This window comes from Kitasatospora sp. NPDC096140, from assembly GCF_040303045.1.
Taxonomy (GTDB): Bacteria; Actinomycetota; Actinomycetes; order Streptomycetales; family Streptomycetaceae; genus Kitasatospora.
On the sequence record NZ_JBEOUW010000054.1, the window covers coordinates 1 to 22,785 of the forward strand.

Annotated in this window: 14 protein-coding genes; 3 read left to right on the forward strand and 11 right to left on the reverse strand. The window is 71.5% G+C overall.

Going from position 1 to position 22,785, the window contains the following annotated elements; all coding sequences use genetic code 11:
* Window positions 1–231 precede the first annotated feature (231 nt).
* The 5 genes from ABT048_RS36230 to ABT048_RS36250 all read right to left on the reverse strand — a co-directional run bounded on the left by ABT048_RS36230 (window position 232) and on the right by ABT048_RS36250 (window position 4,958).
* Window positions 232–522, reverse strand: coding sequence for a hypothetical protein (locus ABT048_RS36230; protein WP_350525914.1), 291 nt, complete (start codon window positions 520–522; stop codon window positions 232–234).
* Between the two features lie 172 nt (window positions 523–694).
* Window positions 695–1,984, reverse strand: a complete 1,290-nt coding sequence (gene thrS, locus ABT048_RS36235) for a threonine--tRNA ligase (RefSeq protein WP_350525867.1) — start codon at window positions 1,982–1,984, stop codon at window positions 695–697.
* 216 nt (window positions 1,985–2,200) lie between these two features.
* The gene (locus tag ABT048_RS36240; RefSeq protein WP_502894115.1) at window positions 2,201–2,986 is read right to left on the reverse strand and encodes a leucine-rich repeat domain-containing protein; all 786 of its coding nucleotides are present in this window, start codon (window positions 2,984–2,986) and stop codon (window positions 2,201–2,203) included.
* 76 nt (window positions 2,987–3,062) lie between these two features.
* Window positions 3,063–4,265, reverse strand: coding sequence for a serine hydrolase domain-containing protein (locus ABT048_RS36245; RefSeq protein WP_350525869.1), 1,203 nt, complete (start codon window positions 4,263–4,265; stop codon window positions 3,063–3,065).
* Between the two features lie 204 nt (window positions 4,266–4,469).
* Window positions 4,470–4,958: a carboxymuconolactone decarboxylase family protein gene (locus ABT048_RS36250; RefSeq protein WP_350525871.1), complete on the reverse strand. Its 489-nt coding sequence runs from the start codon at window positions 4,956–4,958 to the stop codon at window positions 4,470–4,472.
* A 92-nt stretch (window positions 4,959–5,050) separates the two neighbouring features.
* On the opposite strand from ABT048_RS36250, the gene ABT048_RS36255 reads away from it, so the two are divergent.
* Together ABT048_RS36255 and ABT048_RS36260 are read left to right on the forward strand one after the other, a co-directional pair.
* The gene (locus tag ABT048_RS36255; protein WP_350525872.1) at window positions 5,051–6,010 is read left to right on the forward strand and encodes a pirin family protein; all 960 of its coding nucleotides are present in this window, start codon (window positions 5,051–5,053) and stop codon (window positions 6,008–6,010) included.
* A 469-nt stretch (window positions 6,011–6,479) separates the two neighbouring features.
* Complete coding sequence (locus ABT048_RS36260; protein WP_350525873.1) at window positions 6,480–7,514, forward strand: tyrosine-type recombinase/integrase; 1,035 nt, start codon at window positions 6,480–6,482, stop codon at window positions 7,512–7,514.
* A gap of 4,971 nt (window positions 7,515–12,485) precedes the next feature.
* Here ABT048_RS36260 and ABT048_RS36265 read toward each other — a convergent pair.
* The 5 genes from ABT048_RS36265 to istB form a co-directional block, all read right to left on the reverse strand.
* Window positions 12,486–13,595, reverse strand: coding sequence for a type I-G CRISPR-associated protein, Cas3-extension family (locus tag ABT048_RS36265; RefSeq protein ID WP_350525874.1), 1,110 nt, complete (start codon window positions 13,593–13,595; stop codon window positions 12,486–12,488).
* A 2-nt stretch (window positions 13,596–13,597) separates the two neighbouring features.
* Window positions 13,598–16,690, reverse strand: a complete 3,093-nt coding sequence (cas3g, locus tag ABT048_RS36270) for a type I-G CRISPR-associated helicase/endonuclease Cas3g (protein ID WP_350525875.1) — start codon at window positions 16,688–16,690, stop codon at window positions 13,598–13,600.
* On the reverse strand, window positions 16,687–18,159 hold the full coding sequence (gene csb2, locus ABT048_RS36275) for a type I-G CRISPR-associated protein Csb2 (RefSeq protein WP_350525876.1): 1,473 nt from the start codon (window positions 18,157–18,159) through the stop codon (window positions 16,687–16,689). The genes cas3g and csb2 overlap by 4 nt, the downstream gene beginning before the upstream one ends.
* A gap of 6 nt (window positions 18,160–18,165) precedes the next feature.
* On the reverse strand, window positions 18,166–19,392 hold the full coding sequence (gene cas7g, locus ABT048_RS36280; protein ID WP_350525877.1) for a type I-G CRISPR-associated RAMP protein Csb1/Cas7g: 1,227 nt from the start codon (window positions 19,390–19,392) through the stop codon (window positions 18,166–18,168).
* Between the two features lie 335 nt (window positions 19,393–19,727).
* Complete coding sequence (istB, locus tag ABT048_RS36285) at window positions 19,728–20,519, reverse strand: IS21-like element helper ATPase IstB (protein ID WP_350525878.1); 792 nt, start codon at window positions 20,517–20,519, stop codon at window positions 19,728–19,730.
* Between the two features lie 136 nt (window positions 20,520–20,655).
* Here istB and ABT048_RS36290 point away from each other — a divergent pair, with 136 nt between their 5' ends.
* Entirely contained in the window at window positions 20,656–20,925 is a 270-nt protein-coding gene (locus ABT048_RS36290) for a hypothetical protein (protein WP_350525879.1), read from the forward strand.
* Window positions 20,926–20,931: 6 nt separating this feature from the next.
* Here ABT048_RS36290 and istA read toward each other — a convergent pair whose 3' ends face one another.
* Window positions 20,932–22,413 carry an IS21 family transposase gene (gene istA / locus ABT048_RS36295; RefSeq protein ID WP_350525880.1) on the reverse strand — a complete coding sequence of 494 codons (1,482 nt, stop codon included), beginning with the start codon at window positions 22,411–22,413 and terminating at the stop codon, window positions 20,932–20,934.
* Between the last annotated feature and the right edge of the window lie 372 nt (window positions 22,414–22,785).

Genomic DNA, 22,785 nt, shown 5'->3' on the forward strand with positions numbered 1-22,785 from the left:
GTGGGACCTCATCGTCGTGGACACCCCGCCGTCGCGCTCGGCGCTGGACTTCCTGGACGCGCCCAACCGGCTCGGGTCCTTCCTGGACGGCCGGGGACCGCCGGGCGTCTCCCGGCGGTCGGCGGCCGAGGCAGGCCGAGGCCAAGGCGGCCGAGGCGCCCAGCCGGCCGAGGCGCTCAGGCAGCCAAGCAGGCAGGCAGACGGTCGAGGCAGACCGGCGGGCCCGGCCCGCTACTCCTCCACCAGCAGCACCACGCGGTCGCCCGGTCGCTCCGCCGTGCGGGTCAGGCCGTCCGCCCCGGCGAGCGCGTCGGCGAGGGTGTCCGGTGCGCAGGCCCGCCCGAGGACCGGCGAGGCCGCGTCCGCGCCCGGAACGTGCCCGAGCACGGCGGCGCAGTAGCGGCCGTCGGGTACGGGCAGCGGGCGGAGTTGGGCCGAGCCGGCCGGGGTGGCGGCGACGGCCCCGGCGAGGGCGAGGGAGCCGGCGAGAGCGGGGGCGGCGAGCCTGCGCGGGATGCGCACGGGATACCTCCGGTACGGGTGGGGACAGCGGCGGCCGTGGACTCGGCCGCCGCGCCCATTCGACGGGCGGCCGCCGCCCACGGCCCGGCCGACACACCGCGAGCCGCACTAGTCGTACGTTCGCCACCGGCCCGACGGGCACCGCGTCCTCGACGGCCCGCTCACCGCCCGCTCACCGCCCGGGACCGTCCTCCCACAGCTCGGCACCGCAGGCGGCGACCAGCGCGCCGATCCGGGCCCACGCCTCCTCCGCCGGCAGCGGCTCCAGCCGCCGGCCGTCCCGAAGCCGCAGCGCGCCCCGGTCGTCCACGGCCTCCTTGGCGCCGATCACCGCCTGGTACGGCACCAGCCTGGCCTCCCGGATCCGGGCACCGAGGGTTCCGTGCTCGGGCCCGGCGACCTCGGCCCGCAGCCCGAGGTCGAGGCAGCGCTGCCGGAGCCGTTCGGCCTGCGGCAGTTCGGCGTCGGAGATCGGCAGCAGCACGACCTGGACGGGCGCCAGCCAGGCCGGGAACGCGCCGCCGTACAGCTCGATCAGGTGGGCGACCACCCGTTCGACGCTGCCGATCACGCTGCGGTGGACCATCACCGGGCGGTGCTTGGCGCCGTCCGGGCCGATGTAGTGCAGGTTGAACCGCTCGGGCTGGTGGAAGTCGATCTGGACGGTGGAGAGGGTGAACTCGCGCCCGGCGCCGTCGGCGATCTGCACGTCGATCTTGGGCCCGTAGAACGCGGCCTCGCCCTCCGCCGCCTCGAACGGCACTCCGGACCGCTCCAGCACGTCGGTGAGCAGCGCGGTGGCACGCTCCCAGAGCGCCGGATCGGCAACGTACTTGCCGCCCGCACCGGGCAGCGAGAGGCGGTAGCGGACCGGCACGATGCCGAGCGCCCGGTGCGCCTCGCGGATCAACTCCAGTGCGGCGACGGCCTCGTCGGCGGCCTGCTCCGGGGTGCAGAACACATGGGCGTCGTTCAGCTGGATCGCCCGGACCCTGGTCAGCCCGCCCAGCACCCCGGACGGCTCGGAGCGGTACATCCCGCCCAACTCGGCCATCCGCAACGGTAGTTCCCGGTAGCTGTGGGCACGGGAGCGGTAGATCAGGGCATGGTGCGGGCAGAGGCTGGGCCGCAGCACCACCTCCTCCGAGCCCAGCTCCATGGGCGGGAACATGTCCTCGCGGTAGTGCGCCCAGTGCCCGGAGATCTCGTACAGCTCGCGCTTGCCGAGCACCGGGGAGTAGACGTGGCGGTAGCCGGCCCGGCGCTCACGGCCGCGGATGAACTCCTCCAGGGTGTGCCGGATCGCGGCGCCGTCGGGCAGCCAGTACGGCAGGCCGGCGCCCATCAGCGGGTCGGTGTCGAACAGGTCGAGCTCACGGCCGAGCCTGCGGTGGTCGTGCGCGGGGTGGTCGTGCACGGCGCTGTGGTGTACGGCGTTGTCGTACGCGGGCTGGGCGTTCATGGTTCTGGTCTCCACTCTGGGACTGCGGGCGAGTGGAGCCGGGAACGACGAAGCCCCGGGGCACTCGCCCCGGGGCTTCGGACTAGGTCAGCAGTCAGCGCGCCGGGACTCTCTCCGGCGTCGTCGTGACGAGTGCAGCGCGCTTCATGTCATCCACCGTAGCAGGCCGGTGGCCGAGCGCAAGATCTTTTCCGGCCGCCCCGACCGGCGGCCCGCTCAGTACAGGACGACGCACCCGCGCGCGGCGAGCGCGGCCAGCACCTGCGGCGACGGCCGCACCTCGTTCCACCGCAGGTCCAGCTTCTCCAACGCGGGAAACGCGGGCGGCATCGGAGACCCGGGCGGCACCGGCAACCCGCCCGACACGCCCGACTCGCCCGGTTCGGTCAGCCAGCGCGGCAGTTCGGTGATCCGGTTGCCGCGCAGGTCGAGGCGGCGCAGCAGCGGCAGTCCGGCGAGCGCAGCCGGGATCTCGGTGAGCGCGTTCTCCCTGAGTTCCAGCTCGCGCAGCTCGGTGAGCCCGGCCACGGACTCCGGCAGCGCGGTCAACTCGTTCCCGCGGAGCCAGAGTTCGCGCAGCGCGCCGAGCCTGCCGATGGACTCCGGCAGCGTGCCGAGCCGGTTGTGCTGCGCACGGAGCTCGACCAGGGAGGCCATCTCTCCGATGGTGGCGGGGAGTTCGGTGAGCCGGTTCTCGCCGACGTTGAGGTAGCGCAGTGCGGTGAGCCGGCCGAGGGTGTCCGGCAGGACGGTCAGCGCGTTGTCGTGCACGTAGAGGAAGTCGCCGAGCCCGGTGAGGCTCCCCAGCTCCGCGGGGAGCGCGGCGAGCCGGTTGTGCCCGAGGTCGAGGGTGCGCAGCGCCGTCAACCTCCCGATCCCGGGCGGGAGTTGGGTGATCCCGGTGTCGGCGAGGATGAGCACCGTCAGGTCGGTGCGGTCCCACAGCCCGTCGGGCACCCGGCCGAGCTGCTGCTTCCAGAGGTTGAGTGTCGTGTCCGTCACGCCGGTCATTCTCCGCCACCGAGCCGCAGGCGGCTCCAGCGGTGTCACGGCGCCATGGTGTCACGGCGCCACGGTGTTACCGGGTGCCGCAGAAGGCCTGCTCCAGGAAGCCGTACCCCGCGACCGCCTGCGCCTGGAGCTGGGTCTCGTCCCCGCGCGGGGTGACGGACATCGCGACCTGGCGCTCCCCCGAGTTCCACAGCTGCGAGCTGTACCCGGCGACCCCGCCGTCGTGCCCGTAGACCACCCCGCAGGACAGCTGCCACCGGGCCAGTCCCAGCCCGTAGCTCAGTCCCGTGGGTTGGCCGTCGACCACGATCGGGACCGTCGTGGTCATCTCCTTCATGAGCGCGGGCGGGAGCAGCCGCCCGCCGGTCAGGGCCTGCTCGAAGCGGTTCAGGTCGCTCAGGGTGGAGACGAGTTCGCCCGCCGAGTTCGCCCAGGAGACGCTCTGCACGGTCACGTCCCGGTCGCTGCGGTCCGCCGGGCCGGGGCCCTCGACGAGCGTCAGGTAGCCGTGCGCGTGCGGGCCGCGGATGTCGGTGGCCGTCCCCGGGAAGTACGTCCCGGTCAGGCCGAGCGGGCGCAGGAGGCGCGCGGTGATCTCCTGGGCGTAGCCGTGCCCGGTGACCCGCTCGATGATCATGCCGAGCAGGGTGTAGTTGACGTTGGAGTAGCCCCACGAGGTGCCCGGCGGGAAGGCGGGCGTGTGCGCCACCGAAGCCGCGACCACCTGCGCCGGGGTGATCGTCCGGGTCAGGCCGCCCTGGTCCAGCCAGGTCCGGACGGCCGCCGGGTCGGTCGGGTCGGGGAAGAGCCCGCCCTTCTCGTTGGTCGGGTCCCAGAGGCCGGAGGTGTGGTTGAGCAGTTGGCGCACGGTGATGTGCGCGCCGTCGGGGACGGCGCCCGGAAGGTGGCGCTCGACCGGGTCGTCCAGGCCGATCCGGCCCTCCCCCACCAGCTGGAGCACGGTGGTGGCGGTGAACACCTTGGTGATGCTGCCGGCCCGGAACCGCCCGTCGGTGCGGACCGGCGTGCCGGTGGCCAGGTCGGAGACGCCCGATCCGCCGCGCCAGACCCCGTTCCGGTCCCTGACCTCGGCGATCGCGGAGACCGCGCCCGCGCCGGTCACCGCCCGCAGCGCCGACGTCCGGCGGTCGGCGGCGGTCCGCTCGCCGCCGTTCGACCCGTCGTCCTGCCCGGCGGCCGCCGCCGAGGCGACCGGCGCCGCCAGCGCCAGACAGACCGTCGCCGCCAGCGCCGAAACGGTGCGCCGCACCGTGCGCGCCCCGCCCGACGCCGTACGTCCCCCACCCTGCTTCATGCGCCCCCCAGTTGACCCCGCGGCGAGCACCCGCCCGCCCTCGACGCCCAGCCTCACCCCCGAACTGACGATCGGTCATCCACCGCCAGGAGGAATCGGCTGTACACCCGCCCAAGGAGGACCTCCGCCGAAAGACGGAGCCCTTCCCCCTCCGATCGGCTACCGCGCCGGGGCCGGGCGGACCGGGTGCTTGCTCATGATGGAGACCCGGTTGAACGAGTTGATGGTGATCGCCACCCACACCACCGCCGAGATCTCCGCCTCGCTGAACACCTCGCGCGCGACGCCGTACGCGGCCTCCTGCACGACCGCGTCCGCCGGGCTGGTGGTCGCCTCGGCCAGCGCAAGCGCGGCGCGCTCCCGCGCGTCGAACACCTCGGTGTCGCGCCATGCCGGGAGCACGCCCAGCCGCTGGGTGGTCTCGCCCTCGCGCAGCGCGGCCCTGGTGTGGACGTTCAGGCAGTAGGCGCAGCCGTTGATCTGCGACACCCGCAGGTTGACGAGTTCCACCAGCCGACGGTCCAGCCCGGCCTCCGCCGCCACCTCGCGCGCCGCCTCGGCGGCCGCGACGAGCGCCTTGTACGCCTGGGGGCTCTGCTTGTCGATGAACACCCGCCGGTCCGCCGGGACCACCGTCACGTCACTCACCTGAACTCCTTGGCCGATCGTTGTCACCCGTCACTCTGCCATGGCATGATAGTTGAATCTAGAACTACTTGCACCTGGGAGGGACCCCGACCGTGAGCACCACCGAGACCGACCTCATCGACCCGCACGCCGCCGACCCGCGCGTCGAGGTCCTGCCCCCGAGGGACGTCCCGCTCGGCGGTCCGCGCGCGATGACAGTGCGTCGGACGCTGCCGCAGCGCTCCCGCACCCTGATCGGCGCCTGGTGCTTCGTCGACCACTACGGCCCCGACGACGTCGCCCACACCGGCGGCATGGACGTCGCCCCGCACCCGCACACCGGCCTGCAGACCGTCAGCTGGCTCTTCACCGGCGAGATCGAGCACCGGGACAGCCTCGGCATCCACGCCCACGTCCGGCCGGGCGAGGTGAACCTGATGACCTCCGGCCACGGCATCGCCCACTCCGAGGTCTCCACCCCGGCCACCACCACCCTGCACGGCGTACAGCTGTGGGTCGCCCTGCCCGAGGAGCACCGGCACACCGGCCGCGCCTTCCACCACCACGCGCCCGCCCCGGTCGCCCTGGACGGCGGCGAGGCCCGGGTCTTCCTCGGCACCCTCGCCGGGGACACCTCCCCCGTCCCCACCTTCACCCCCCTGCTCGGCGCCGAGATCACCCTGCGCCCGCACGCCACCGTCACCCTCGACGTCGACCCCGCCTTCGAGCACGGCCTCCTGGTCGACACCGGCGAGGTCCGCTTCGCCGACACCCCGCTCCACCCCGCCGACCTCGGCTACCTCGTCCCCGGCGCCACCACCGTCACCCTCACCAACACCGGCGACACCGACGCCCGCACCGTCCTCCTCGGCGGCACGCCCTTCGAGGAGCAGATCGTCATGTGGTGGAACTTCATCGGGCGGTCCCACGAAGACATTACCCGAGCCCGCGAGGAGTGGATGAGCTCCGCGAACTCCGACCGCTACGGCGCCGTCGAGGGCTACCCGGGCGACCGCCTGCCCGCCCCGGAGCTCCCGGGAATCCCCCTCAAGCCCCGCGGAAACGCGCGCTGACCTGCACGTCAGGCAATCGGGGGTGTGGCGGCCCCGGCCACCACACCCCTGACCCGAAGTACCCCTGCGCTCACCCCCGAACGCCCCCGTCGGCACTCGCTTCCGCACTCGACGCATGACACGGTTCGACCCTCCGCGACAGCGTCTGACAGGACCAATGCTGACCCAATGCTGAGTTTGCTGACGGTCCATCAGAACTGACCGGGGTGCCCACGGAGTCCGGAAGTCATCATCAGGCGCCGCCGCAAGATCCGGCGGATGCCCTGGCGCGGCCCCCTCGCCGGCCGCCGAAGGACGGTCACCACCGAAATGGGGAAGGCCGGAGAACACAGCCACCATGCCGGCCGCGCGCCCACCGACGATCTTGCTTCAAGCCAGTTATTAGAACCGAGACTCCTGCGAGGCGTTCCGAACCCCTCCGCCGGCAAGAACCCGCCGACCCGCCCCGACCCGGCGCTAGGGTGACCTCATGGCGGACGCCCCGACGACAGCAGCACCCTCGGTCGAGGCGCTGGACGCCCTCGTCGAGCGCGCCTGCGAACCGCCGACGGGCATGTCCCGGGCGAAGCAACTGCGCTGGGTCGCCGGCGAACTGCGCACCGCCCTGGAGCGGGGCGCGATCGTGCCCACGGCCGCCGACTCACTCACCACGCTCCTCGCGCCGGACACCCTCGCCTCCTATCTCACTGCCGCCGGGCGAGGCCTGCTGCGGCGCAAGCCCGCCGCACGACCGGGCCAAGCCTCACCCGCATCCATGCGCGTCCGGGAGGACTGCCTCCGCATCCTCGGCGCCCGAGCCGGCATCACCGTCACGCTCCCTGAGCGCGACACGCCGCGGGTCGAGCTCCGGCCCGTGGTGGCCGCCCGCCCGCGCAGCGTTCTCCTCGGCCACCTGGAGCACTCAGCCCGCCCCGGCCGGTCCGAGTCCCGCAGCCGGATCCTCGCGATCATCGGAACCGTGCTGGACACCGGCTGCCGCGCCGGCGAACTCTGCGTCCTGCGCACGGACGACGTCGACCTGCACCGCGGCACGATCCGCCTCACCCGCCTCCCCCAGCACCGCAACCCGCGCACCACGCCCACCACCGAGACCGTCACCCTGTCCGGCCCCACCCGGGCCGCGATGCGCCACTGGCTCACCGTCCGCAGCCACCTCGTCGCACGCGACCCCACCCGACCCACCGGCCCGGCCAACGAGACCACCGACGCCCTGTGGGTCAGCATCGCCCCCAGCGGCCGCCCCCGCCCCGGCCTGCCCCTGCACTTCCGCGGCCTCGCCCGCGCCTACGCCCGCGCCATCCACGACCTCAACACCGAGATGGCCGCAGAACCCGGCTGGCACCCCCTGCCCCAACGCATGGAACAACTACGCCGCGCCATCGAACTCGAACCGGCCGGCCCCGACGGTACGACCTTCCTCCGCCGCTCCCCCACACCTGCCGCCAGCCCCGAGACAACGGCACAGGCTCGGGCGCTTCCTGTAGATCATCTGATCGTTGGTTGATGTGTGTCGTAGACCAATGCGCAGTGGGCGCGGATAGAGCCGTTGTTGCCGGACCGATCGCCGAGGCGGGTTGGGCGGTGGCGTGGACCATCGACCACGTCCGGAGACCTCACAACTGGCGCCCCAGAACCCGCTTGACCCCCAGTCGCCCGGCCATAACCATCGCTGCACGTCAGCCGGTAGACAGCCCGCGCTGTTCGTTCACCGAAAGGCACCTCAGAGGCGATGGTGACCGACGCGTGGTCCCCGACAAGTCCCCACCGATTCCCCTTCCGCTACGACCCTCAGCCACCCTTGGTGGGTAGCCGCGGACAGAGGAGTGGAACTCGGTATACCCATCCGCAGGTCGTGCTCGCCGATCTCGTAATGGTGCTGCACGGGGATGATGCGGAGCGACAGGTACGCGGCAAGGACCTTCGATGCCAGGCCCTTGTAGCTGCGATGGTGCCGCACCGGGGTGGTGCGGAGCGACCCCAGCAGGGTAACGGTGGTGTCCGTGAAATACACGCTGCGATGGTGCCGCACCGATGTGGTGCGGAGGCACCCGTGGTCGCGATATCGAGAGCGAGGCTGGCGGGGACGCTGCGGTTGTGCCGCACCGAAGTGGCGCGAAGCAACTTCCACCTGGCCTCCGGTCGCCCCGGTGACCTCCATCCCGTGATGATGCCGCCCCGGGATAGTGCAGAGCGAAGTCCTGGGCCTGCTTGACGGCGTTGATGCGCAGGTAGCTGCGATGGTGCCGCATCGGAATGGTGCAGAGCGACGTCCAACAGCCCCTTCACCGCGGTCTTGAGCTTTTCGCTGCGATGGCGCCGCCCCGGCGAGGTGCGGAGGCGCCCGAAGCCCGGCGACGCAGTCAAGCAGGCTACGGTCTGACTGCGATGGTGCCGCACTGAAGTGGCGCGGAGGCACGCTGCACTCCCTCGGCCCGGGCCGCGGCGGCTACTGGCTGGGATGGAGCCGCACCGAAGTGGTGCGGAGGCGTCGCGACGTGGTACGACGAGTCGCCGTGAGGGTCGATGCTGCGACGGTGCCGCGCCAGGCGGGTGCGGAGACGCGGGCGAGGGCCTCAACCACGTGGAGCGAGCAGGCGAGGCTTCGATGGAGCCGCACCGGGATGGTGCGGAGCGAAGCTGGTTGCGCCACAGCTGCCTCGGGTGGATAGAGCACCTGCGATGGTGCCGCACCGGGATGGTGCAGAGCGGCTCGCGGCCGGCGGTGACGAGGCCGCCAAGGTCGCCCTTGCTGCGATGGTGCCGCGCCGGGAGAGTGCGGAGCAGCCCTGATCTTCGCGGGCAAGCGCGAGCAGGCCAAGGCACTGCGATGGAGACGCACCGAAGTGGTTCGAAGCCGCTCCGAATTGAGGCCGCTAACGCCCGCGCTCTTCGATCTGCGATGGGGCCGGTGAGGAAGAACGTTGGCACGGTCGGCGCCCGTCTGCGGTGAGGACTGCCTGCGATGGTGCCGCACCGAAGTGGTGCGGAGGCATCAGGCGAGCGGCCCGGACATCGAGGCCGACGCCATTGCTGCGCTGGTGGCGCACCAGAATGGTGCGGAGCGATTCGACTACGCCTTCATCGACGAGAGCCACGAGTTCAAGCTGCGATGGTGCCGCACCGGGACGGTACGGAGCGACCCACATGGTGTGATGCATCAGGGCCGTGTCGATCAAGCTGCGATAGTGCCGCACCGGGATAGTGCGGAGCGACGAAGTAGGGGGCGGTGAACGCGCCGGCAGCCGCGTAGCTGCGATGGAGCCGCACCGGGATGGTACGGAGCGACGGCCAACTGGCCACCCCGCGAAAGATTGCACCGCTACTTCGATGGTGCTGCACCGGGATGGTGCGGAGCGACTACGGCACCGCGCCGCTGGAATCGATCCTCCTCAACGCGCTGCGATGGTGCCGCAACGGGACGGTGCGGAGGGAGGCCAGGTAGGCATAGGCAACGGCCTGGCACTTGTTGCTTCGATGGTGCCACATCGGAATGGTGCGGAGCGACGGTGTACTCACCCCAGCGCATGCCAGTCTCGTCGGCGCTGCGATGGTGCCGCACTGGAATGGTGCGGAGCGACGACGTGGCGCAACGGCGGCGGCTGACGGGCGTGCTGCTGCGATGGTGCCGCACCAGGATGATGTGGAGCGACTGGTCCCGACCAGGGCGGGGACGGGGTCGAAGGTGGGCCTGCGACGATGCCGCACCGGGACGGTGTGGAGCGACCCTGAAGGCCGACAGCGAGGACCGCTACCGCTACCTGCTTCGATGGTGCCGTACCCCGGACGGTGTGGAGCGACTAGCGACTACGAGACGGTGCGCGGAGCACTGGAGCAGTTGGAGCAGCGATGGTGCCGCACCGGGATGGCGACCGTCGGATCTCCCATTGAGCTGGTACTGGCCGGGTAGCTGCGATGGTGCCGCACCAGTGCGGTTGCGGAGACACGGTGTCGGCGACGGCCGACAGGACCTCGGCCCGCGTGCTGCGCTCGTGCTGCACCGGAGTGGTGCGGAGCGACTAGGACCAGGACCCGGACCCGTGCGCGGCCTGCGCGGACCTGCTGCGATGGCGCCGTGCTGGGAGGGCGCGGAGCAACGACCGAGAGAGCAGTCGCCCTGGTGGACCTTCACGCGGTGATGGTATGACACCGGGAAGGGGTGGAGGGATGTGCCGGCGTCCAAGCCCATGAACGCATGGTCTGCGCTGCGATGGTGCCGCACCGAGGTGGTGCGGAGCGACAGGGATGGCTGGTGCAGCGCGTCGCGAGGTCAGACTCACTGCGATGGTGCCGCACCGGGAGGGGGCGGAGTGACGATCGAGGTCGCGGTCAAGCCGAAGCTGTACCTGTGGCTGCGACGGTGCGCGCCGGGACAGAGTGACGCGGATGGTGGCGGAGCGACCGGTCGGCGTCGATCTCGCAGACAGACAGCGGGAGGCTGCGACGGTGCCGCACCGGGATGGTGCGGAGCGACCCCGGAGTGTATCGGGTGACGACGAGCACCAGGACGTGCTGCGATGGTGCCGCACCGGGACGGCACGGAGAGACCGGGCCAGCAGGGTGATCTGCGGGGCGGTCTCGTCGACGCTGCGATGCTGCCGCATCGGGATGGTGCGGAGTGACAGGTCCTCCTTGCCGGGCTGTGCCGAGGCGGCGACGCTGCGACGGTGCCGCACCAGGGTGGTGCGGAGCGACTTCATTCATCCACGTCGAGGGGGCGGTGGCATACCGGCTGCGATGGTGCCGCACCGGAACGGTGCGGAGCGATGCGACTCGCCACTCACCGACGACAGTGAGACCGCATCGCTGCGATGGTGCCGCACGGGATGATGCGGAGCGACCTGGCGGAGCGGAGGCGCAGGTACGCGACGCCGTCGCTGCGATGGTGCGGAGCGACCAGTGCCGGGCTGTCGGGACGAGGATGTCGTAGAAGCTGCGATGGTGCCGCACCGGGATGGTACGGAGCGACGTCGACCCGACCAAGGTCTACACGGCCAACGAATGGCTGCGATAGTGCCGTACCGGGACGGTGCGAAGCGACGCGGGCAATCAAGCAGGTCACCAAGGGCGGTATCGGGCTGCGATGGTGCCGCACGCGGATAGTGCGGAGGAATGCGACTACGTCTTTATGGATGAAGCGCACGAGTACAAGCTGCGATGATGCCGCACCGGGATGGTGCGGAGCGACCGGGGCGAACGTGTCGCCCATGCTGATTGCCCTCGTGCTGCGATGGTGCCGCACCGAAGTGGTGCGGAGGCGCGCCCGGCCTGATAGCCGGCCAGCTGGGTGGTGCCGCACCAGTGGGGCCCGAAACCAGGACGGGCTGGTCGGTGTGCCCCGAGGTGGCCAGGCTCCGATGGTGCCGCACCAAGAAGGTGCGGAGGAACCAGCCTTCGTCCCGGTCAAAGACATGAAGCCCAAGGACCTGTGATGGTACCGCACTGGGATGGTGCGGAGCGACGAGTTGGTCGATGAGGCCACCGATCCACGGCAGGTCGCTGCGATGGTGCCGCACCAGAATGGTGCGGAGCGACGGTGATGGAGGGGGCCCTGCCAGCAAGGGCGATCGGGCCGCGATGTTGCCGCACCAGGCTGGTGCCGAGGGGCGTTGGTCCAGGTCGGGCCGGCGCCGACCGTGACCTGGCTGTGATGGTGCCGCACCAGGCGGGTACGGAGGGGCGCCAGACGGCTGGCATCACCCTACGCGGCATATTCGCTCTGCGATGGTGCCGCGCTGGAGCGGCGCGGAGGAACCCGCGCTAGCACATCTCGGATGAGGCGTGGGCGGACCATGCTCCGATGGTGCCGCACCGGCGCGGAGGGACAGCGGAGGCGCTCGGCGTCGTCAGGCGTGTGCGCGCCGCTGTGATGGTGCCGCATCGGGATGGTGCGGCGCGACGGGCGGGTGCGGGACGAAGCCGGTTTCCCCGAGCAGGCTGCGATGGTGCCGCACCGGGATGGTGCGGAGCAACGCCGGCCAGACCTCTCGAAGGCCTCGGCCGCAGAGTGCCTGCGATGGTGCCGCACCGGGATGGTGCGAAGCGACGTAGGACGTCCGGATCCCTGGGCCGGGGACCCCGCGCTGCGATGGTGCCGCACGGGAACGGTGCGGAGCGACTTGTCCTCCAGGACGCTGAACTTCTTCGTCAGCTTGCTGCGACGGTGCCGCACCGGGATGGTGCGGAGCGACCCTCACCGGCTACTACACCCCCGACGCCGGCAACTGGCTGCGACGGTGCCGCACCGGGATGGTGCGGAGCGACGGTAGTTGAGCTGCTGGTTCGTTCGTTCGGCGGGTCAGTTGCTGTGTCTGAGGGGGCGTCCTTCGGGGCAATTCGGACTTGTTGCTTCGGTGCGGTGGGGTGTCTTCGTGTGTGCTTGGGGTTCCGAAGTCGTGGTCGGTCGGGTCTCGTTTTGTTTGTCGGCGCTATGGAGTTGTCAAGGACCGGGCGTTGGGGCGTGGTTGGCGGTGGGGTTTTAGGGCCAGAGGTGGCGGCTGGCGGCGAGGGGGCCGTTGGATTGTTTGAGGCCGGTTCGGGGTGCGGTGTAGAGGGCGGTGACGCCGAGGTTGGTCAGCATGCCGGCGTTGCGGTTGGTGCCGGGTTCGGTGGCGCGGACGGCGGGGTGTTCCAGGAGGACGGTCACGTCGGTGGTGGTGAGTGGGGGTGTCCAGGCGGGCCAGCGTAGGGCGCCGCGGTTGTCGGTGGTGTCCCAGCTGGTGGCGGCTTGGGTGCGGCCGGTGGCGGTGAGGCGGAAGGTGGCGAGGGCGTGGAGGGCGAGCCAGGTGGGGCCGGGGGCTCCGCGTTGGTAGGGCTTGCCTTCGGAGTTGGTGTGGGCGTCGCCGAGGGAGCGGTGGTCGAAGTTGGCGGAGGCGTAGTCGGGGATGCGGCGCCAGCCGTCCAGGGCCGAGCGGATCTGCCGTGGGTCCTTGTGGCAGCCGAGGACGGCTTTCTGCATCAGGCCGGTGATGGTCATCTGGCCGGCGGCGGCGATCAGCGGGGTGACGGGGGTGCGCCGCACCGTGGCGGAGCCCGGTTCTTCCTCGGGTTCCGGGTCGTTCTTGCCGGTCTTGGGTTTGGTGTCTTCGAAGCACATGACGTTGGTCAGGGACGCGAACCAGCGGGCCTGGTGGTCGCCCGTCTCGCGTTCGGAGCGGGCGAGTTCGCGCAGCGTCTGGTGCGCGGCGTCGACGCGCATGCGCAGGGCTTCGTTGGGGGCGGTGGCGTCCTCCCGTGGTCGGGTCAGGAGTCCGGGAACGTGCGGGAAGGAGTCCCAGACTTCCCCCTCCGTGCCGGCCGCATCGGCGTCCTCGGCCTCGCTGTCCTCCGTCTCGGCGGCATCAGCGGGGTTCCCGGTTGTGCGGGCCGTCTTGGCGGGCTTGGGCGGAAGGCGGCTGGCGAGGAGCTCGGTGAGGGTGTCGAGGGTGAGGGGCTGGTCGGTGGTGAGGACGGCTGCGCCGGCGGGGCCCTTCCAGTGGAGGTACGGCTCGGTGGGCAGGGTAGCGGTGGTGAGTTCGAGGATGCCGAGGGCGGCGAGGAAGCCGAGCGGGTCGTCGGAGCGCAGGGCGGGGAGTTCGAGCTGGTGCATGGTCAGCTGCCTTCTTCGGAGCAGGCGATGTCGGCGAGGCGCAGGACCGTTTCGAGGAGGGCCAGGCCCCAGAAGCCGTAGCGCCGGTTGAGGGCGCGGAAGCGGCGTGGGCCCATCCAGTCGGTGCCGATCACCGTGCTGGAGACGGTGACGGTGGCGGTGTCGGGCATGGTGCACTCGACGAGGACCGGCTCGGGGTCGGCGAAGGCGGGCAGCATCGGGCGGGCGTAGCCGTGGTGGGCGGCGACGAGGTGGGTGACGAGGTCGTGGTCGAGGCCTCGGGCGGTGGCCGGGTCGGTGGCGAGCCAGGTGTGGACGGCGGCGGCGCTGAGGGCTTCGTGGCGCAGGTCCTTGGACCAGTTGGCCAGGCGGGCGGCGCGTCGGCGGGCCGCGCGGTCGGCGGGGTCCATTCCGGACTTGGCGAGGGGTTCGGGCAGGGACTCGGCGAGCAGGCGGTCACCGGAGCAGAGCATGCACTGGAACCGCGGGTGGTCCTTGCCGCAGTCGTGCGCCCGGGCCGCCAGCACGACGGCTTCGACCAGGTCCTCGGGCAGCCCGACGGCCTCGGCGAAGACGCGGGCGCGTTCGCCGACGGCCTCATGGTGGCGTTTGAGGGTGACGGCGCGGGTGAGGCTGCTGCTGTCCGGGTCCTCGTCGTCCACGGCGACCCGGTAGCGGCCGGCGTCGGCGACCCGGGGCGGGACGAGGACGATCCGGCCCGGACCACCGTGGTCGAGCAGCACCACCCCGGCCGCAGCCGACCGTCCGGTGCGCCACTCGGCGACCTCCAGCAAGTCCTCCAGCCGCCGGCGCAGCGCCGGGGTGTGCCGGGCGGCGCTGTCGGGTGGGGTGTTGGTGGGCAGGGCGGCGAGCAGCCGGGTGATCGCGGCGCGGACCGCGTCGGTCGTACTCAAGGCGTCCGGGTCGTCGGGGTCTGCGGTGAGGTCGGTGAGGGCCTGCTTGATGATCGGGGTGAACTGCTCGGGGTCGGCGCCGGTGGTACTGGCCAGGACGACGGGGTCGAGGCGTAGCGGGGTGCGGGTGTTGTCGGTGGGGTGGTCGCCGAGGTCGGGGACGGGGGCGTCGGGGTCGGCGGTCCAGCCGTAGGCATCGTGGCCGCCAGCGGCGGTGGGCAGGACGAGGGTGGCGCCGGGCTTCAGGTCCCCGACACCGCGTGGGGTGGTCCAGGTTCCGTCGGTCTCGCGTTGGAGGACGGTGGTGCGCAGGCGGGTGGGTGGGTTGCGGGCTTCGGGGGTGGTGTCGGCGTCGGGGCCTTCGAGGTCGCTGGTGTCGGGGGTTGCGCGGGGTTGGGTGAGGAAGCGGCGCACCGCGGCGAGGGGCAGGGAGAGGGTTTCGGCGGTGTGGACGGGGGTGGTGCGGATGTGTTCGGCGAGGGTCTCGGGGTCGGTGGTGCCGGTGGGGAGGTCGGCGCGCCACAGGAGTTGGACTTCGGGCTGGCCGGTGTCGAGGCCGTGGAGGAAGGGGGCGGGCGATTCGTCGGGGACGGGGATGGGGCTGGTGCGGGCGAAGGCGCCCAGCCGCACCTGCTCGACCGGGGGGATGTGTTCGCCGGCGCGGGTGAGCGGCGCGGTGTCGGTGCCGTCCAACAGACCCGGCAGGGAGGCGGGGTTGAGGACCAGGCCGTCCAGGAGGCGGGGGGTCAGCTCGGCGGCATCCTGGGTGTCATGGGTGGAGGCCTTCCCGGTGAGCCACCGCCAGGTGTTCGCGGCGGCCTGACCGTAGACGGGGATGCGGTCCGGGTCATCAGGGTTGTGGGTGCGGACGAGGATCGCGGGCACGGCGCCAAGTTCGCCGCGGCGGTCGAGGCGTCCCAGGCGCTGCAGGACGGAGGCCCAGTCGCCGCATTCGCTGACCATCGCCCCCAACGTGCAGTCGATCCCCACTTCGAGGGTCTGGGTACTGACCACGACCAGGGGGCGCTCGCGGTCCCGGCTGACACCGTCGAGGAGTTCGGCCAGCGGGCCGGTGACGAGCAGGTCGCGCTCCGCGGGCCGGCAGCGGCCGGTCAGCAGCAGCACGTCCACGTCGGGGCGCCGGGCCAGCGCCTCGTGGGCGGCGCGGGCGTGCGTGATGGTGTTGGCGATCACCGCGACCGCGGGCAGCCGCAGGACGGGCAGGACGGCATCCAGGCCGGTCTCGGCGGCCAGGGCGAACGCCTCCGCGGGCTTCTTCGACCAACTGCTGGCGTCCAGCAGGGTCACGTGGCGCTTGGCCGCGATCCGCGGCCCCGCGATCCGATGCTTATGGTCGTCGTCACTGATGCCCAGGCGGGGACGGCCGCTGGTGGCGCTGGTCGCCGACAGGCTCACCACCCGAAGCGCCCTCGCCGCCAACTCCCCTCGCACCGACGTCCGCTGGTAGAGCACGGTGTCGGCGGCGGTCGCCAGCAGAGCCTTCGACAAGTGCGCCTCGTCCAAGGCGAGCAGAGCGTCGTGCCCGGTGAGGGCGGCGTCGATCGGAGCCCGCTGCGCGGAGGTGTGGTAGCCACGGAACAGCAGACGGCTGCCGTACTGGTCCACCGTCGACGTCACCACCAGCGGCTGAGCCGGGCTGCGCACCCAGTTCGACTCCCACCGGGTGCCGCCGCGCATCCGCACCACCTTCAGCGGCAACTCGCCGCCGCCGAGATCGCGCAGCACGGCGGCGACCTTCGCCCGCACCGAACCGGCCGGCGCCCCGGCGAGTGCCGCGGCCAGCTCTGTGGAGTGCTGGTGGGCCTGGTCGACCACCAGGCGCCGGTCGACGCAGAAGAACAGCCGCAGCGGCACTGTCCGCTGCTCGCGGCCCAGTTCCTGGCGCTGGTGGGAGCTGTGCTGCTGCGCGAGGAGGAAGAGCCAGATGTCGATGAACGTCGTCTTCCCCAGCGCGGTGGGGACGTCGAGGTCGGGCCAGTTCGCGCCGGCCGCCACAGCGGCCAGGTAGGCGTTCTGCCAGGGGAACGGCGCCCAGCCCTCACATCCGTCGCACACCGCAGTCACGGTCCCGTCGGGGCAGTGGGTGTGGTGGTGGACCTCCCGGAAGAACGCCGGGAACTCGCCCGCATCGATCACTGGCAGCCGCTCGGTGCCCGTCACTGGTCGTCCTCCCGGAAGTGCGGCTCCGGGCGGCACAGGCCCAGGCCGAAGTTCTTCTTGCTGCCCAGCACCACCGGCCCCGACACCGGCACTGGGAAGGTCAGACGCACGTGGCAGCTCGGCAGCGGCCGCTCCCCGTCCTTGCGACGGAGCGGGAACCCGTCCGTGTCTCGCACGCCGGGGGCGAGGCCAGCGCGCGGGCTCACCCGCATCCGCGCGGGTTCGGGCAGCCCGGCCGCGATGCAGCTGGCCGCGACCGAGTCCGCCCACGCGGCTTCCTCGTTCTTCTTGGGGAAGCGGTCGAGGACCATCGGCAGCACCGTGGTCCACACCGCCGACGGCCCCTGCCAGGCCCACGGCTGAACGGTCAGCGGCCACGAGTCCTGGTCGGCCGGGCTGACCCGCACCAGGTCCAGCGGCTCCCCGTCCGCCAACCAGATCCGGCGCAAGCCCCCGTCATGGCGAAGGAGAGCGGCGAGCAGCGCCTTGCGGTCCTGCGTCGGCATCTCGCGGGGCAGGGCGATGCCCAGGCCGCGCAGCATCCCGTCGGCGTGGCGGTGGCCGGTGAACGGCAGCGCGAGGTAGGCGACCGGCCTTGGGTCGTCCGGGCTGTTCTTGTGGCCGTGGACCGTGGTCATCGCCTCGACGTCGTGGCCCATCGCCTCCAGGGTGCTCATCACCGTGCCCCGCAGCCGGCCGGTCAGCTCCAGCGTCCACCGCGGGTCCAGCGCCACGCCAGGGGCGAACGAGAACGTCAGCAGGTCACCGAACGGCCCCTCCACGACCGACGTTTCGGACGAGTCGGTGTAGTCGGGGTCGAGGTAGTGGTGGGTGACCGCCTGGCTCCAGGACGGCCGCTGCTCCTCGAACGCCTCCTCCAGCCACGCCAGATACCCGCGGTAGGGGATCCGGATCGGCCGCGAGCCCTTCGGGTACTCCCCGCCGGCGGCAGGCCTCCAACGCCGCCGCCACCCATCCTCGTCGCCGGGCTCGTCGGGGCCGCACCAGGCATCCAGCAGCCCGGCCCCGGTCGAGCGCCCGAAGTACGGCACCCGGCAGGCCAATTCCTTCAGCACCGGGGCGAGTTCCTCCCCGGGTTCGGCGGCCCAGCTGAACACCATCCGCGTACCGGACAGCGTCTTCTGCGCCCACGCCCGGGGGACGCCGCCGGCGGTGCGTCCCGGCAGCAGGCCGTGGGTCACCTTCCCCGGGTCCACGATGTTGGTCACCACCCACGCCGCGCGCGCGTGCTCCGCCTCCAAGGGCCTGGCTGGCACCGTGACCACGGGCGGCTCCTGCGCCTCCAGCCAGGTCAGCGCCATCCGGTGCGCGGCATCGTCGAGGTCGGCGTGCGCGACCAGCGCGCAGAACAGGCGGGCCGGGTGGGGCGGCCATTCCGCGCGCTCACCGTCCGTGGCGGTTGCCTGGTAGAGCGGCTCCAGCAGCTCCACCGAGATGTGGAAGGGCATGACGCTCTACTCGCCTTCCGCCTCGCCGATGCCCTCCAGGCGGAAGGAACGCTCGATCGCCTGCTGCACCTGCGCGTTCGGCCGCAGCCGCACCGGCTCCTTCGACCACTTGAGGCCCGCCTCCTCGGCCCGCGAGCGCGCGAGCTCGAACAGCTCCAGCGTCTCGGCGGCCGTGTCCAGCTCCAGCGGCTCCGTCACCGCCACGCCCTCGCGCCCGCGGCCGACCCACTCGATCCGCTCCGACACCAGCAGCAGGTCGCAGCCCGACCGCAGCCGCACCGCCGGCGCCGCGAACGCCAGCCGGTCCCCCAGCAGAGCCAGCGCCGCCAACAGGGCCCTTCCCGCCCGCACGTACTCCTTCGGCGCGTCACCGAAGCGCAGCGCCCGCAGGCCCGCCATGGCCAGCGTCGCGTTCCGCTCGATCGCCCGCACCGTCACCCCGCCCATCCCCTCGACCGGCGGGATCATCCCGTGCCCGACCGCCGACGCCTTGAGCGTCTTCCCCTTGACCTTCTTCCCCGTGCCCTCCACCGGCCTCCAGCCGTCGGCGGTCAGCTCCACGGTGTCGCCGGGAAAGTTCCACTTGTCGAACCGCCCCGCCGCCCGCTTCCCGGACAGCGGATCCAGACCCACCAGCTCCGAGGTGTAGGTGCGCGGCACCTTCAACTGCACCCGCCGCTTGCGGTGCGAATCCCAGAGGCCGAACACCAGGTCCGACGGCGCCGACTCCAGGAAGGCCCGCACGTCCCCCGTCCCCGTTTCACGCAGCGCCCGGCCCGTGTCCGTGTCGTCGAACTTCACCCCGGCCTCGTCCAGCGCGTCCCGGAAGTACGCGTCGCGGGAACGGTGCGGCGCATCCAGGTTCGTCATCCGAAGCTCCCGGCCTTCCGCCCTCACGTGAAGCGCCAGATGCGGCACCACCGCATCCCCCTCATCAACGGCGTCCAACAGGGCCGTCTCGCAGCGGTTCGCCTGCGACTGCCGCTGGTCCAACAGCACCACCCTCGTGCGCTGCCCGCCGACCCACCGGTCCTCGAACAACTGGCCCGGACCGTCGACCTCCTTTTCCTTGCCCGTCGCCGGGTCCTTGATCGTCTGCTTGACCTTCACGGTCGGCGGCGCCACCGGCGCCCCCACGCCGGCCACCGGCTCGTACCGGGCCGTGACCCTGATCGCACCGTCCACCGACAGCCCGCTTGCCGCCCCGGCCAGCCGCTCGTACAACGCCTCCATGAAACCCTCCTCGGTGAGAAACCTCGCGGATAGGTCGCATCGAAGCAGCCCCCACCGACAGTCATCACTCATTCGAGTGAATAGTCGTCAATTTCCATTGAGAGAGGTTAGGCTGGCGGGATAATCCGCCACTTGCTTCGATTCAGAGATGCCTTTGGACAAGCCTTGCGAGGATCTTCTTCGACCTCACTTGCAGCCGATATCAGATACACCCTCGGATGCGCACGCCCATCGATGTCAAGGGACAGTAGGAGTTCCCCGCTCGCGGACAGTTGATCTCCCCACTGGTGGACGTTGAAAGTCCCCGGTGGACAGTTGATCTCTCCGCTGGTGGGTCAGCCGAGCGGGACGACGCCCCGTCCGGTGGTCGCCTCGGCGAGGCGGTGGCTGTCGCCCTGCGTGACGACGACGTGGGCGTGGTGCAGGAGCCGGTCGACGGTCGCGGTGGCGAGGGTCTTGGGCATGATCTCGTCGAATCCAGACGGATGAAGGTTGCTGCTGACCGCCAGACTCCGCCGTTCGTAGGCGGCATCGACCAGCCGGTAGAAGCCTTCGGCGGCGTCCGGCGAGACCGGGAGGAGCCCTATGTCGTCAACGATGATCAAATCGGTTCGGGTGATCCGGGAGATCGCCTTCGAGACGGAGTCGTCGACGCGGTGACGGCGGATCAGGGCCCCGAGGTCCTCGATGGTGAACCAGGCGACGGTCATCCCGGCGTCGACCGCCGACTGGCCGAGCGCCTCGCTGAAGTGCGACTTTCCCGTGCCGGAGGGTCCGACGACGCAGAGGTTCTCGCGCCGCCCGACCCATTCCAGAGTTCGCAGGGAGGACTGTGTGGGGACCGGGATCGAGGACGCCTCCTCGTTCCAGATGTGGAAGGTCTTGCCGGTGGGGAACGCCGCGCGGGTTCGACGGGTGCGGAGGTTGGCGGCGTCACGGCCGGCGGCTTCCTCCGCGAGCAGGGCCCGGACGATCTCTGCGGGATCCCATCGTTGGGCCTTCGCGGTCGGGATGATCTCGGCCATCGCCCGGCGGATGTGCGGGAGCTTCAGCCGGCGGGTCAGCGCGATCGCCTCGTCGAACGCGGCGCCGGACGTCGCGGCGACGGCGGAGGCGGGTGCTTGCATGCGGGGCCGCGTCGCGCCCGCTTGGGCAGGACTGTCGTTCATGAAACGGGTGCTCTTTCCTGGTCGGTGCCGACGTCGAGTGCCCGTCGGCCGAGGTGGTGGGGTTGCTGTCACGGGGGTCGGATAGGTTGCCCGGATGACTGACACGGACCCGCTGGTGCCCGTCCTTGCCGGACTCGTCGTCGACGTCGTCCGGTTCCTCGACAGCTGCGAGGACGACGAGGTCGACCCTGACTCCGCGGTGAAGATGATGGAGAGCGTGAGCTGGGTGTTGGGGCAGTTGCCGCAGGACCAGCGCGAGCGGTTCCTGACCGTGCTCGCCGACCTGGCCGAGGCCGAGCAGGACCCGGGCCGGCGGGAGTTCTTGGAGAACTTCCCCTTCGCCAGCGGCCTGGTTGAGGAGTAGGAGGGCTCAGGCCGAGCCGAAGCCTGACCAGGCGGAGGTGCCCGGCTGCAGGCTGTGGTCCTCGCTGCGGCGGATCGGCTCGATGCGGTCGTGCTCGCCCTGGTGGTCGAGGATCGACAGCAGGTCGCCGTCGGCGAACCGTCCGACCGTCGCCGCGGTCCCGAGTGCGCGGTCGACGTCGGCGGTCCCGTAGAGCTTGGCGAGCGCGACCGCGTCGGCCATCTTCGCCCTGATCCGGCGGACGCCGGTCGCCGCGGCCTCGACCAGCCAGGCCGCAGCCCCGGGGCCGATCGCCAGGAACTGGGCCTCGGCTGGGTTCGTCGGCTTCGGCGTGCGCTCACCGCGCGGGGCGTCGGGGTAGTGCTCGTCGGCGATCCGCGGACTGCCCGGTGCCGAGCGAAGGTGGCGGGCGACCTCGACCGCGCTGCCTGCGGCCATCGCGGTGACGATCAGCTCGTCGCCGTGGAAGCGGACCCAGACCCGCTCGTCGACGAGCTCGTGTGGGACCGAGTAGCGGACCGACTCGACCGAGATCGTGGAGTCCTTGCCGACCCGGCGGGTCTCGCCGAACGCGGCGGTGAACGGCTGCTCGGGCACTGGGTGCAGCCGCAGCCGCTCCTCCGCCAGCAGCTCGGCGGGGATCCTGCGGGTCTCGCGGTGGATCCGACCGTTCACCTCCGTCATGATGTCCGCGCAGGCCTGCTGCAGTCCGGCGAAGTCGCCGTAGTCGGGCCGCAGGTTGACCGCGGTGGGGACCAGGTCCCGCTTCGCGATCCTCACCGTCGCCTCCGTGCCGCCCTTCGAGGCCGGGTCGGCCGGCATGCACGTCCTGACGACCGTGCCGTAGTAGCGGGCGATCGGCACCAGCTCGGGGTTGCGGACCGCGATCCGGGCCACGTGCTCGACCGTGACGGTCTTCTCGTTGTCGGTCAGGCAGTAGGTCGGGACCCCGCCCAGCGTCCGGAACGTCGCGTCCAGGCAGGCCGCCACCGTCGGCAGGGTCTTGTCGAGCACCGGGATGACCACCCGGAACCTCGACCAGGCCAGCCACGCGCACCACAGGCTGGTGCGTCTGCCGTCGATGCGCGGGCCTTCGCCCCAGTCCCACTGCAGCCACATCGCCGGCTCGGGTATCCACGGCCGGAAGACCCGGCGGTTCCCGGCCCGGTAGGACTCCTTCGACGCGGCGACGGCCCGGCGGGTGGTGCGGTCGGTCCCGGTGAAGCCCATCGCGGCGATCTTCTTGTGAACAGCGTCGGCGCCGACCCGGCCGCGGGACCGCTCGACCAGTTCCTCGACCTTCGGCAGGAAGTCGTCGATCAGCTTCGACCGCACCGCCCGCTCGGTCGGGTCGACCCCCTGCCCGCGCAACTGCACGTAGCGCCGCACGGTGTGGTGGTCGCAGCCGGCCAGCTCGGCCGCCTTCCGGTAACTCCCGGTGAGGTCGTACGCCTCAAGAATCTCCATGATCTCCTCATCGCTCTTCACCCTGCCCACTGTGCGTGATGGGCTGGGTGGGTCTGCGGGGAGATCAGCTGTCCGTCACCGGGGAGATTTCATGTCCACCAGCGGGGAGGCCAACTGACCGCCAGCGGGGAGTCTGCCGTGTCCGCTGACACATCGACAGGGCTGCAACCAGCTGGCTTGCAGCGGCAAGAAGGGGATCCCCTCGGGTGCGGTGAAGCATCCTGATTGCTGCTGCCGACGCAATCCCTCGCGTTCTCGACGGTCGACCCCCGAGCTCCAGATTCCCAGCTCGGAACCTCGCAGATCGCCGTCGGTGCCGCAGTGCATGGGCAGTTCGTACCTAGCACTGCGACACCGAACGACTCAACGGTGCCGCTGCCATTAACTGGCGCG

Excerpts from the sequence above, each read along its gene's own strand:
- thrS (WP_350525867.1), bottom strand. The coding sequence starts at position 1,984 with ATGAACGCCCAGCCCGCGTACGACAACGCCGTACACCACAGCGCCGTG.
- ABT048_RS36260 (WP_350525873.1), top strand. The coding sequence starts at position 6,480 with ATGGCGGACGCCCCGACGACAGCAGCACCCTCGGTCGAGGCGCTGGAC.
- ABT048_RS36265 (WP_350525874.1), bottom strand. The coding sequence starts at position 13,595 with ATGCACCAGCTCGAACTCCCCGCCCTGCGCTCCGACGACCCGCTCGGC.
- csb2 (WP_350525876.1), bottom strand. The coding sequence starts at position 18,159 with ATGCCCTTCCACATCTCGGTGGAGCTGCTGGAGCCGCTCTACCAGGCA.
- cas7g (WP_350525877.1), bottom strand. The coding sequence starts at position 19,392 with ATGGAGGCGTTGTACGAGCGGCTGGCCGGGGCGGCAAGCGGGCTGTCG.
- istB (WP_350525878.1), bottom strand. The coding sequence starts at position 20,519 with ATGCAAGCACCCGCCTCCGCCGTCGCCGCGACGTCCGGCGCCGCGTTC.
- ABT048_RS36290 (WP_350525879.1), top strand. The coding sequence starts at position 20,656 with ATGACTGACACGGACCCGCTGGTGCCCGTCCTTGCCGGACTCGTCGTC.